Source organism: Streptomyces chengmaiensis (assembly GCF_029846775.1).
GTDB lineage: Bacteria > Actinomycetota > Actinomycetes > Streptomycetales > Streptomycetaceae > Streptomyces > Streptomyces chengmaiensis.
In genome coordinates this window covers 71,029-82,821 of record NZ_JARWBG010000006.1, presented here as the reverse complement: position 1 = coordinate 82,821, position 11,793 = coordinate 71,029, and the positions used below count along the sequence as shown (strand labels likewise).

Annotated in this window: 8 protein-coding genes and 1 pseudogene; 5 read left to right on the top strand and 4 right to left on the bottom strand. The window is 75.1% G+C overall.

Features of this window, described 5'->3' with window-relative positions; all coding sequences use genetic code 11:
* The first annotated feature begins 51 nt into the window (after positions 1-51).
* The 4 genes from QCN29_RS07970 (at position 52) to QCN29_RS07955 (ending at position 3,012) form a co-directional block, all read left to right on the top strand.
* A complete protein-coding gene (locus QCN29_RS07970; protein WP_279927023.1) occupies positions 52-462 on the top strand; it encodes a Fur family transcriptional regulator in 411 nt (136 codons plus the stop codon).
* Positions 463-692: 230 nt separating this feature from the next.
* Entirely contained in the window at positions 693-1,328 is a 636-nt protein-coding gene (locus QCN29_RS07965; RefSeq protein ID WP_240135947.1) for an ATP-binding cassette domain-containing protein, read from the top strand.
* A 14-nt stretch (positions 1,329-1,342) separates the two neighbouring features.
* The gene (locus QCN29_RS07960) at positions 1,343-2,245 is read left to right on the top strand and encodes a metal ABC transporter permease (RefSeq protein WP_279927109.1); all 903 of its coding nucleotides are present in this window, start codon (positions 1,343-1,345) and stop codon (positions 2,243-2,245) included.
* Entirely contained in the window at positions 2,173-3,012 is an 840-nt protein-coding gene (locus QCN29_RS07955) for a metal ABC transporter solute-binding protein, Zn/Mn family (protein WP_279927022.1), read from the top strand. The genes QCN29_RS07960 and QCN29_RS07955 overlap by 73 nt, the downstream gene beginning before the upstream one ends.
* A gap of 117 nt (positions 3,013-3,129) precedes the next feature.
* On the opposite strand, the gene QCN29_RS07950 is transcribed toward QCN29_RS07955, so the two are convergent.
* Positions 3,130-4,806 (bottom strand): class I adenylate-forming enzyme family protein, encoded by a 1,677-nt coding sequence (locus tag QCN29_RS07950; RefSeq protein ID WP_279927021.1) that lies wholly within the window; start codon positions 4,804-4,806, stop codon positions 3,130-3,132.
* A 1,217-nt stretch (positions 4,807-6,023) separates the two neighbouring features.
* Positions 6,024-7,733: pseudogene (locus QCN29_RS07945) on the bottom strand (CoA transferase); the annotation flags it as partial.
* A gap of 121 nt (positions 7,734-7,854) precedes the next feature.
* Here QCN29_RS07945 and QCN29_RS07940 point away from each other — a divergent pair.
* Positions 7,855-9,048 (top strand): acyl-CoA dehydrogenase family protein, encoded by a 1,194-nt coding sequence (locus QCN29_RS07940; RefSeq protein ID WP_279927020.1) that lies wholly within the window; start codon positions 7,855-7,857, stop codon positions 9,046-9,048.
* Between the two features lie 176 nt (positions 9,049-9,224).
* Here the strand turns inward: QCN29_RS07940 and QCN29_RS07935 are convergent, their stop codons facing one another.
* Both QCN29_RS07935 and QCN29_RS07930 read right to left on the bottom strand, forming a co-directional pair.
* Complete coding sequence (locus tag QCN29_RS07935; protein WP_279927019.1) at positions 9,225-10,388, bottom strand: sugar ABC transporter permease; 1,164 nt, start codon at positions 10,386-10,388, stop codon at positions 9,225-9,227.
* Positions 10,385-11,623, bottom strand: coding sequence for an MFS transporter (locus QCN29_RS07930; protein ID WP_318036700.1), 1,239 nt, complete (start codon positions 11,621-11,623; stop codon positions 10,385-10,387). Before QCN29_RS07930 ends, QCN29_RS07935 begins: the two co-directional genes overlap by 4 nt.
* Positions 11,624-11,793 lie beyond the last annotated feature (170 nt).

The following is an 11,793-nucleotide window of genomic DNA, read 5'->3' as shown; positions in this document are numbered from 1 at the left end:
GCCGCCGGTAAACTCCGGGCATCCCGCCGAGCCTGAATAGGTGAAACCGATATGAGCGACCTGCTGCAGCGACTGCGAGGGCGTGGCTGGCGAGTGACCTCCCAGCGGCGTGTCGTCGCGGAGGTCCTCGACGGCGACCATGTGCATCTCACGGCCGACGAGGTGCACGCCCGCGCGGCACAGCGGCTGCCCGAGATCTCCCGTGCGACCGTGTACAACACCCTGGGCGAGCTGGTCGCGCTCGGCGAGGTCATAGAGGTCTCCACCGACGGCCGCGCCAAGCGCTACGACCCCAACGCGCACCGTCCGCACCAGCACCTGGTCTGCTCCGGCTGCGGCGCCATCCGCGATGTCCACCCCACCGGCGATCCGCTGGCCGACCTCCCTTCAAAGGAGCGGTTCGGCTTCACCGTGTCCCAGGCGGAGGTCACCTACCGCGGGCTGTGCCCTTCCTGCGTGTAGCGCCGTTCCCGCACGCTGCACACTTCCTGCACGCTTGCTGCGCACAGCGCCGTTCCCGCACGCTGCACACTTCCTGCGCACAGCGCCGTTCCCGCACGCGACGCCCGTACCGCTGCCGCGCGTGACTCCCGCCGTTTCCGGCTCCACCGCCCCCGCCGGGAACTGAAAGCCGCCGTCGTCCGACTACTGCCCAGACAAGGGACCCGCGAGCGAGAGGCGAAGGGTGCGGCATGGGCGGGCTGGACATACGGATGCGCGACGTCGCCTGCCGGCATGGGCGGGTCGAGGCCGTACGGGACGTGGATCTCGAGGTCGCCGCCGGGGAGCGGGTGGCGCTGACCGGCACGAACGGCTCCGGGAAGAGCACGCTGCTGCGCGCCGTCCTCGGGCTGCACCGGCAGTGGGCCGGGGAGATCCGGGTCGGCGGGCGCGGCAGCCGCACCGCGGCCGAGTGGGCCTGGCGGCGGCGGGCCTGCGGCTGGATTCCGCAGAAGCCGGCCGGGGGGCGGTTTCCGCTGCTCGCACAGGAGTTGCTGCACAGCTCCGGCGCACCCGTCGAGGCGGCTGAGGCCGCGGAGCAGTTGGGCGTGGGCGGGCTGATGCACAGGCCGCTGCACACGCTGTCCGGGGGGCAGTTGCAGCGGATGCATCTGGCGCGCGCCCTCGGCTGTGTGGCGGCCGGGGCCGGGGTGGTGCTGGCCGACGAGCCGACCGCCGCACTGGACTTCGCCGGCCAGGAGGAGGCGGCCGATCTGCTGACCTCACTGCCGGTGACGCTGGTGGTGGTGACTCATGACCGGGCCCTGGCCGACCGCTGCGACCGGGTGCTGGAGATGGCCGCCGGCCGGCTGCGGGAGGTCCGGTGACCGCGGCGACGGGCATGCTGGCGGTGACCACAGCCGCGGACGTCGGGGAGCTGCTGCAACTGCTGCCCGTGCAGCGCGCCGGATTCGCGCTGCTGCTCGCCGCGGTCGGGTTGCCGATCGTGGGCGTGGTGATCGTCGGGCTCGACATCATGCCGGTGCGGTTCGCGATGATGCACGTGGCCCTGCTGGGCATCGCGGTCGGCCTGCTGACGGGTCTCGACCCCGTGCTGTGCGCCCTGGTGGCCTGTGCCCTCGCCGGTGCGGGCGTCGCCCCGCTCGCCCGTACGCCTGACGGGCTGTCGGGGGCCATGGGGCTGTTGATGAGCCTCGCCATCGCCGCGGCGCTGCTGGTGCTCGCGGTCTCCGGAGTCAATGCCTCCGGGGCGTTCGCCCTGCTCTGGGGGTCCATCCTGTCCGTCGGCACCGCCGATCTCGTGGTGCTCGGGCTGCTGGCCGCAGCCGTGCCCGGACTGTTCTTCTGGCGGCGTCGCGATGTGGCGCTGCTGCTGTACGACCGGGAGCTCGCCCAGTGCTCGGGCGTGCGGGTACGCGGGCTGACCCTGGTGCTGCTCGTCCTGGTCGCGGTCGCCGTAGCCGGCGCCATCAAGCTCACCGGGGCGCTGCTCGTCGACGCGCTGACCCTGCTGCCGGCCCTCGCGGCCCGCCGCCTGGGCTCCTCCCTGAAGTCGATCACCCTGTGGGCGGTCGGCATCGGAGTCGCCGTGAACGTGACCGGGTTCCTCGTCGCGCTCCGGCTGGACCTGCCGCCCGGCCCGGTACTCGTACTGACGGCGGGGGCGGTCGTCCTCGGCGTCCATCTCATCCCTGAACGGAGAATCAGCTCATGGCGCGCAACCGCGTCCGTTTCATCCACGGCCTCCGCCCCCTCCTCGCCGTCGGCGCGGCCGCGTCACTGACCCTGCTCGCCGGGTGCGGGGAGGCGGCGAAGCCCGCCCCCGCGAAGGGCGTCGCCCCCCCGAAGGGTGAGGACGGGAAGGACGGCAAGCCGGTCGTCGTGGCGACCACGACCTGGGAGGGCGCGCTCGCCAAGGCCGCGGGCGCCGAGGACGTCACGGTCATCGTGCCGCAGTCCGTGCACCACGCCCCCGACTACGACCCCAAGCCGTCCGACCTCGCCGCCGTGGCCAAGGCCGACTTCGTGCTCTACGCGCCCTTCGAGCCGTACGCGGAGAAGATCAAGGAGGCGGCCGGCTCCGACGCCGAGCTGGTCGAGGTGAAACTCGACAACAGCGCTGACAAGGCGGCCGCCGAAGTCGAGCGTCTGGGCGGGATGTTCGGGACGAAGGACAGCGCGGCCCGGTGGAAGTCCTCGTTCACCTCCGAGTACGACAAGCTGTCGCAGGAGCTGAAGACCGCCTGGCCCGGCGGGAAGAGCCCGGCCGTCGTCTCCCAGGTGTTCACGGCGTGGGCGGCCGAGATGGCGGGCGCGCGGACCGTGGGGACGTACGGTCCCGAGGCGGTGACCCCGGCGCAGCTCGCCGCGCTGACGAAGGAGAAGCCGGCGCTCGTCCTGGACAACGCCCATATGTCGACGGGGACGGTGCTGCCGGACTCCGGCGCGAAGCAGGTGAAGATCGTCAACTATCCGGGAGACGACCTGGATCTGCTGTCCGTATACCGCAACGCCGCCGACGAACTGAAGAAGACGATGAACAAGGGCTGAAAAGGCCTCTGACGGGGTAGAACCTCCTCAGTGGGACAGCGAGAGGCCGGGGCGGGTGCCGCCGCCCCGGCCTCGTCGCGTCCGGACGGGTTCAGCCGTGCCGGGGCGGGCCGATTGTCAGACGGCCTCTGCCGCGCAGCGCTTCTGCACGGCCTTGCGGTCCGGCTTGCCCGCGGGCGTGAGCGGGAGTTCGCCGACCAGAAGCAGCCGCTCGGGGTGCTTGCGCCGCTCCAGACCGCGTTCCATGAGCAGCTCGCACAGCGAGTCGAGGGTGGGCTGCTCGGCGGCGTGCGGCACCACGCAGGCCGCGAGCCGTTCGCCCATCAGCTCGTCGGGCACCCCGACGCAGACCACGTCCCGTACGAGAGGGTGGGCCGTCAGCTCCCGTTCGACTTCGGCGGGGCTGATGTTCGCGCCGCCCCGGATCACCACGTCCTTGAGACGGCCCACGACGTGCAGGACCCCCTCCTTGTCGAGGAACCCGAGGTCTCCGGTGCGCACCCAGCCGTCCGGCGTGCGGTAGCGGGCGTCGAGGTCCGGGGAGCCGACATAGCAGTGCGGGGTCATCGGGCCGCGTGCCGCGATCTCGCCGACGGCGCCCTCCGCGGCCTCCCGCAGACCGTCGCTGTCGGGCTCCATGATGCGGATCTCGGCGACCTGCGGGTCGGGCCGGCCCGCGACCACTCCGGGCCCCTGCGACTCCGGGGGCTCCATGGCCAGGCCCGTATGGCAGTTGACCCCGTCGGCCGACCCGTACAGATTGACCACCGGGCAGCGGAAGGCGCGGCGGGCCTTCTCGGCGGTCGTCTCGTCGAGGATGGATCCGCCGAGGACGAGCGCGGTGGGCGCGGGGAGTTCGTCCGGCGACGCCGTGCCGTCCTGCGAGGTGCTTTCGGCGTCGAGGCGCTCCAGCATCATCCGCACCATCGTCGGCACGCCCAGCACATGTGTCGGCCGGTGTTCGCGGATCGCCGCGAGCGCCGCCTCCGCGGTGAAGTGGTCGAGCAGGACGAGTGTGCCGCCGTGCCGCGCCAGGGTGACGGCCGTGCCGTTGGAGCCGTACGCGGAGGCCAGCGGCACCAGGAACAGACAGCGGGGCGGGGTGTCGTCGGGGAGGAGGGAGCCGAGGAAGTTGCCGCGGCCGCCGGCGAGCGCGTTGTGCGAGTACGCGATCATCTTGGGCTCAGCCTCGGAGCCGGAGGAGACGAGGATGCGGGCCGGGCTGTCGGGGTCGGGGCGCTCCGCGACGAAGTCAGCGGGGTCGGAGCGCAGCAGATCGGCGAGCGGAATCGTTCCTTCGGGGGCGGTGCCGCCCTTGCCCGCCGCGATGACATGGCGCAGCGCGGGCAGGGTCGGTGAGAGGGCGTACAGGTCCGCGGCGTGGGTGTTCCCCCGGTGCTCGACCGCGGCGATGACGGCGACGGCCCGGGCACGGCGCAGCAGGCACTCCGCCTCCAGGCTGCCGCGACCCACGGGGAAGGGCAGTGCGACCGCGCCGACGGCGGCGATGGCCAGATCGGCGATGACGGCGTTGCGGCCGTTGGGGAGCTGTACGGCGACGACTTCGCCGGGGCGTATGCCGAGTCCTCTGAGACCGACGGCGAGGGAGCGGACTTTTCGGTCCATGGCCGTGTAGCAGAGCTTCCCCTTGGCGTCGAGGATCGCGGTGCGGTGCGGGTCGGCGATCTGGCGCGCGCGGTAGAGGCTGTAGACGTCGAGGTCGGGGACGGCAGCGTCGACGGCCCAGGAGCGGCGCAGCCGGGCGGGCAGCAGATCGTGCAGCGTGACGGTCATCTCGGGCTCCGTTGTCAGTTCCAGGTCCAGGGGTCGGGAACGGCGGGTGCGCCATGGGCGTCCAGGCTGATCGAGCCGGTGAAACGCGGGTCGTGGCGCAGGTCGGCGAGGTCTTCGGCAACGGGGGTCGCGGGTGTTCCCCGGGTGCGGAGCAGTTCCGCGGCGGCGGCGGTGGGCAGTGCGCGGAGGGCGGCCTCCGTGATCTCCGTCGGCGTCGCCGCGGGACCGGGCGCGGCCGGTACGGCCGCGCCCGCCGCGGACGGGGTCGAGCCGCCCGCCGCCGGGTCGGCGGCGGGCGGCTCAGGAACGGCCCCGGCCGATGGAGCCGCCGCACCGCCGGACGCGGTAGGGGGGCAGCCAACCCCGGCCGAAGAAGCCGCCGCACCGCCGGACACCGTGGGGGTGCAGCCAACCCCCGCCGATGGAACCGTCACACCGCCGGACGCCGTGGGGGCAGCCCCGGCCGAAGAAGCCGCCGCACCGCCGAACGCCGTAGGGGCAGCCCCGGCCGAAGAAGCCGCCGCACCGCCGAACGCCGTAGGGGCAGCCCCGGCCGAAGAAGCCGCCGCACCGCCGAACGCCGTAGGGGCAGCCCCGGCCGAAGAAGCCGCCGCACCGCCGAACGCCGTAGGGGCAGCCCCGGCCGAAGAAGCCGCCGCACCGCCGAACGCCGTAGGGGCAGCCCCGGCCGAAGAAGCCGCCGCACCGCCGAACGCCGTAGGGGCAGCCCCGGCCGAAGAAGCCGCCGCACCGCCGAACGCCGTAGGGGCAGCCCCGGCCGAAGAAGCCGCCGCACCGCCGAACGCCGTAGGGGCAGCCCCGGCCGAAGAAGCCGCCGCACCGCCGAACGCCGTAGGGGCAGCCCCGGCCGAAGAAGCCGCCGCACCGCCGAACGCCGTAGGGGCAGCCCCGGCCGAAGAAGCCGCCGCACCGCCGAACGCCGTAGGGGCAGCCCCGGCCGAAGAAGCCGCCGCACCGCCGAACGCCGTAGGGGCAGCCCCGGCCGAAGAAGCCGCCGCACCGCCGAACGCCGTAGGGGCAGCCCCGGCCGAAGAAGCCGCCGCACCGCCGAACGCCGTAGGGGCAGCCCCGGCCGAAGAAGCCGCCGCACCGCCGAACGCCGTAGGGGCAGCCCCGGCCGAAGAAGCCGCCGCACCGCCGAACGCCGTAGGGGCAGCCCCGGCCCGGCCGGGCGCTGCGGCGGCTGCTCGGGCCTGGGCCGACTGCGCGGCAGGGGCGGCCTGGCGGGTCGACTCGTCGGGGAGGGCCAGCCAGCCGTCCGCCGTGCGCAGGGGACGGCGGAACCCCGCGGGGCGGCGGGGTGGGCGTCCCGCGGCGGCCCGGCGCAGGGCCGGGGCGGTCAGGGTGTCCGCGGCGGACAGCAGCGAGGAGTCCACCCGTACGCCGTGGCCGGTGCGTTCCCGCAGCAGCAGCCCCGCCACGACGGCCTCCGCGCCCAGCAGTCCGCCGAGCACGTCCAGCAGCGTCATCAGGGACGGCGCGGGCGGCTCGTCCGCCGGGCGGACCGCCTCACCCACGCCCGTACGCGCCTGGACCATGAAGTCGGTCCCCATGGGGGCGTCGGGCAGCCGGTCCGCCCAGCCACTGGTGTACGCGAAGACGAGCGCGGGATTGAGCGCACTGAGGTCGGCGGCGTCCAGGCCGAGCTGTGCGGCCTTGCCGGGGGCCCAGTTGTGCAGGAAGACATCGGCCTCGGCGGCCAGTTCGCGCAGTCGACGCCGGTCTGCCTCGGCCTTGATGTCGAGTTCGACCGCCTGCTTGCCTCGGTTGAGGGCCAGCCAGCGGGCGGAGACGCCGGAGCAGGCCGGGGGCATGCCGCGCAGCGGGTCGCCGCCCGGCGGCTCGACGCGGACCACGTCCGCGCCCAGCAGTCCGAGCAGATGGGCGGCGAGGGGGGCCTGGATACGGCGGCCGGCCTCCAGGACCGTGAGTCCGGCGAGGGGTGGGGCGGCAGCGGCCGACGCGGGCGTACGGGGCGCGCCCGGCGGCCGCGGCGGCGCGGCGGCGAGCGGGGCGAACGTCCAGGGGGGTGCGCCGTCGTGTTCCGCGGCCCGCTCGGCGAGCGTGCGCAGCGCGCAGACCTGCGCTCCGGAGGCGGCCGCCGCCTCCCGGATGCGCCGCCAGGACCTGGCGCGCGCCGCCTGGTGCAGGGATTCGGGGAACGGCGCGCAGGCGGTGGCATAGCGGAACTGGAAGGGCCGCCAGCCGGCCCGCACCGCGTCGGCCGGGGCGTCCAGGGCGCGCCAGAACGCCGCCCAGGCCCCCGGGTCGAGGGTTTCCAGCTCGAACAGCGTTCCGTCGGCCGAGGTGAACGGCGGTCCCCCGGGGCCGATTTCCACGGCCTCGCCCTCGTCCGCCCCGGCCGCGGCCAGATACTGCGAGACGGCGAGCAGCCCGGCCCGCTCGGCGCTGACGGTCGTCCCGGCGGGGGCGGGCAGCCCGCGGGCCTGGGCGAGAAAGGAGGCGAGCATGCCCTGGACGGCCAGGACGGAGGCGGCGGCGGCGGTGTAGTCGACGGCGAGGCCGCGGGGCGTGCCGTCGCGGCGTCCGTGGACGGCCATGACGCCGGTGGCCGCCTGGACGGTCGCCTCGTCGACCAGTCCGCGCCGCGGCCCGGCGTCACCGCCGCCACCGCCGCCACCGCCGTCGTCTTCGTCGCCGTCCGCCCATGTGAGCCGGGCGGTGCAGGGGCTGAAGTCCCCGCCGGTGAGGGTCAGTCGGCCGGTCGAACCGTCGGGGTCCCCGTCGTCCGACCTGACGGCGCCGAGCAGTCGCAGATGTTCTGCCGCGACCGCGGTGAGCCGGTGCGGTCCGGAGCTCTGCAGACGCAGTCCGTCGAGCGGAGCGGCCGGTCCGTCCGGACCGTCCGTGGTCCGGGTGGCGTGTACAGCGGCTGGTGACGCCATGTCTCTCCTCCCCCTGAGGGATCCGTTCACGGGAACCCGGGAGCCCTCGCACCCGACCAGTTCCACGGAAGAGACAGTCGGACTGTCGTTCGCATGGGTTCCCGAGGGGCGGAGGAAAGCGGTGGAGTACGGGCAGGGAGGGCTTCCGCAATGCCCGCCGGAGACGGTCGAGTTGCGTGACCGGGTCGCCGAGTTCGTCCGCGGACGGGTCATCCCGTGCGAGCCGGTGCTGGACGCCGGAGGCCCGGACGCCGCCGCGGCCCTGGCCGAACTGCGGTGCGCGGCCAGGGAGGAGGGGCTGTGGGCGCTGCCGCTGCCGGAGGAGCTGGGCGGGCAGGGCGTGCCGCTGCGGTCGTACGCCCATATCGCCGAGGCCGAAGGGGCCAGCGACCATGGGCCTGCGGCTCTGGGCTCCGCGCCGCTGCTGGATGTGGTGATGCTGCTGCGGCACGGCTCGCACACGGTGCGGGAGGCGTACCTCAAGCGGCTGGTCGCCGGGGAGGTGCGTACCTGCTACGCGATGACCGAGCCCGACGTCCCGGGTACGGACCCCTGCTCGACGGGGACGCGCGCCGTACGGGAGACCGGCGGGGACTGGGTCGTCAGCGGGCGCAAATGGTTCATCTCCGGGGCGGCGGAAGCCGATCTGGTCACGGTGCTCGCCCGGACGGACGGCGCGCCCGGGGACCGTACGGGCCTGTCGCTGCTGCTCGCGCCGACGGATGCGCCGGGCTTCCGGGTGGTGCGGGAGCTGCCGGTGTTCGGCGCGTCCGGGCAGTGGGAGATCGAGCTCGACCGGGTCCCGGTGCCCGGCTCCCATCTGCTGGGCGAACGGGGCCAGGCGCTGGCGATCGCGGGCGAACGACTGCAGCTCGGCCGTACGCTGCGCTGTCTGCGCTGGCTGGGGCAGGCCGGGCGGGCGTTCGGCCTGCTGTGCTCGCGGGCGCAGAGCCGCAGCGGGTCGCGCGGGCCGCTCGCCGCGCAGCAGTTGGTGCAGCGGCATGTCTTCGATGCCCTGCTCGCGCTGCGCACCGCCAGACCGCTGGTGTACGAGGCGGTCGCCCGGATCGATGCGGGACTGGACGCGCATGTGGAGGTGGGGCTGGCGAAGGTGGCCGCCGCGAGGATGCTCCAGCAGGTCGCGGATGTGGCGATCCAGGTCCACGGGGCGGCGGGCCTCGGGCCGGACACCGCGCTGCCGGCGCTGTTCCGCACCGGGCGGGCGGCGCGGATTCTGGACGGTCCCGACGAACTCCATATGACGTCGGTGGCGCGGCGGGTGCTGCGGGGCGGCGTCCGACCGGCTGTCGGCTGATCGGAGGTCTTGATCAGAGGCCGGCCGACCCGGCGGGTCCGGTGGCGTCCGGCGCCGGTCGACAGCGCCCCGAGGGGCACGGCTGTTATCGATGTGCGGCTCCGCCGCGTGGGCGCAACCGGCCGCGATGCGCCCGCACACGCTCGACGGCCCGTCCGGCGCTGCCCGCGGAGCGCTCAGAGGTCGACGAGGCCGGTGAGGGCGGCGAGCCCGAGGACCAGGAAGTAGTCCCCCCAGATCAGTTCATGGCCTACGGCGAGCCCGCTGCCGGCGTCGTAGCAGCCGTCGAGGAGCCTGCCGGACGCCATATGGGCGTGGACGAGGCGGTCCAGTACGGCGACGGCGCGTGCGCGGAACCGGCCCGCGCGCCGCCGGCTGTCGTCCGCCCGGGCCAGCATGAGCAGCGCGACGGCGGTGATGGCGGCGGCGGAGGTGTCGAGCGGGGCGTCGCAGTGGGGAGCGCCCGCGTGCGGAACGAGGGGCGCGGACTCCAAAGAGGCCGTCAACCCCTCCCGTTCGGCGGACAGGTCCATGCCGAGGGCCGTTCCCTCGGCGACGGCCAGCAGCAGCCAGGCGTGGCCCCGGGACCAGTCCGGCGGGGGCTCCTCACAAGGCTGCCAGCCGGTGCCGTCGAAGCGCCAGGCGGGGTGCCGTCCGCCGAGGCAGAGTGCGAGGTGACGGCGGAGGTGCGACTCGGCCGCTGCCCGCCCGGCGGGGCCCGCGGCGGTGAGGAGAGGGCCCATGCCGGGGGCGCCGTCGGCGCGGGCGAGCAGGCGTTCGCCGCCGAAGGCGGCTCCCCAGGGGACCAGGCCGAGGTCCGGGTCCACGGCGGCGAGGCAGGCGTGCGCCGCCCGCTCCCGCAGGGCCGTGGCGTCGGGGTCGCCCGCGGCGTGGGCCGTCCCGTACCAGAGGATCAGTCCGCGGGTGGCGGTGTCCGCCTCGGCCCAGCGGGCCAGACGCGCCGTGGCGGCGCGGGCCGCGACACGGTCCTGGACGTCTCCGGTGCGCAGCGCGCGCAGCCACTGGAGTCCGGCCCAGAAGCCGCCGGTCCAGGAGCCGCGGGAGGTGGTCGTCCAGCGGCCGTCGCCGTCCGGCTCGGCGAAGAGGGGGAAGCGGTCGCCGACGGCGGCGCGGGTGAGGGCGACGCGGGCAAGGGCGGTGTCGAGGGCGGGGACGGTCCACGAGGGGCAGTCGGGGCGCCGCCGGGCCGGGTCCCGCGCCTCGATCTCCCCCAGACTCCGTCCGGGGGGACCCCCAGGGGCTTGTACTTCGGGCTCTTCGCTCCCGGAAGACCCAAGGGGCGAAGGTACGGGCTCTTCGCTCCCGGCGGCCGGGGTCATGCGGGGGCTCCGGCAGGGGTGGCGCGGCGGTCGCGGGCAGCCCAGAGGGTGGAGATCGCGCATGCCGCCGTGAACTCCGCTGCGACGAGCAGCCATCCCGGGCCGTAGCGGCCCGCGTCCGCGAGGAGGCCGAAGAGGGGCGGGCCGACGGCGAAGCCGGCGAAGAAGCCCGCGGAGACCAGGGCCGAGTCGAGGCCGGCCCGGCCGGCGGCGGCGCGGCGCATGACGAGGACCATGGAGACGGCGTTGCCGGAGACGGCGAAGACGCCGACGGCCGCGGCCGCCGCCCAGGCGAGCGGGTGGAAGGCGCCGGCGCCGGCCAGCATCAGGGCCGCCGCGACCGCTCCCGCCGCCAGCCAGCCCGGGAGCCATTCGCCGAGGCCGGGGCGGCCCGCGAGCTTGGACCACCACACGCGTCCGGCGACGCCCGCGACGCCCAGCACCGCCACCAGCGCGCCGGCCGCGGTCGGGCCGAGACCGAGGCGCTGTGCGCCGAAGAGGGCGAGGTAGGTGTTGACGGAGGCGATGCCGCAGCCCAGGAACAGGGAGAACACGGTCAGCCAGGCGATGTGCCCGCGGGGCAGCAGCGACCTGCGGCCACCCGGCCCGGCCGCGGCGGGCGGCGGGTCGGCGGGGAGCCGGCGGGCCGCCCAGACCGCCGCGACGACCGCTGTGCCGGCCGCCGTCCACACCGCGCCGCGCCAGCCGATGCCCCCGGCGAGCGCCGCCAGCGGCAGCCCGGCGGCGAAGGCTCCGAGCTGCACGCCGGACTGCTTCATTCCGGTGACCGGGCCGCGCTGGGGCCCGGGCACGGCGGCGAGAATCGCCTTGTTGGTGGCGGGGTTGGCCAGCGCCTGGGGCAGCCCGCCGAGGGCCACCGCCCCGAGCAGCAGCCCCGCCCCGGGCGCGGCCCCGATCAGTGTGAGCGCGACGGCCGACGTCAGCAGCAGCGCGACCAGACAGCGGCGGGGGCCCACCCGGTCGACGACCCGGCCGCCGACCGGGGAGAGCACGGCGGCCGTGCCGAAGCCGACCGTGGTGGTCAGGCCGAGGACGGTGGGTGAGATGCCCAGTTCGCCGACGAGGCGCGGGCCCAGCGCGCCAAGCAGGAACAGCTGCATCATGGAGAACGCCATGGCGCAGGTGAGCAGCGCGGTCAGTCCGGCTGTCCCCCGCGGTGGGCCGCCTTCGGCGTCGGTCGCCGCCGCTGTCCGCACCCCGGGCTCCGCTGCCACACCGCTCTCCGTTCTCCGTCGGGACCTTGCCAGAAGTCGCCCCCAACATCTCCCGAGTTCCCCGGAGTTGCCGTGGTCCGCGTCACACCGCCGCAGACGGCGGGCGCGATGGCCGAACTTCGCAGGCCCGTCCTCAGCCGGTCCTCCCCGGGTGCGAGGATGAGCCCGCC

Excerpts from the sequence above, each read along its gene's own strand:
- QCN29_RS07970 (WP_279927023.1), top strand. The coding sequence starts at position 52 with ATGAGCGACCTGCTGCAGCGACTGCGAGGGCGTGGCTGGCGAGTGACC.
- QCN29_RS07965 (WP_240135947.1), top strand. The coding sequence starts at position 693 with ATGGGCGGGCTGGACATACGGATGCGCGACGTCGCCTGCCGGCATGGG.
- QCN29_RS07960 (WP_279927109.1), top strand. The coding sequence starts at position 1,343 with ATGCTGGCGGTGACCACAGCCGCGGACGTCGGGGAGCTGCTGCAACTG.
- QCN29_RS07955 (WP_279927022.1), top strand. The coding sequence starts at position 2,173 with ATGGCGCGCAACCGCGTCCGTTTCATCCACGGCCTCCGCCCCCTCCTC.
- QCN29_RS07950 (WP_279927021.1), bottom strand. The coding sequence starts at position 4,806 with ATGACCGTCACGCTGCACGATCTGCTGCCCGCCCGGCTGCGCCGCTCC.
- QCN29_RS07935 (WP_279927019.1), bottom strand. The coding sequence starts at position 10,388 with ATGACCCCGGCCGCCGGGAGCGAAGAGCCCGTACCTTCGCCCCTTGGG.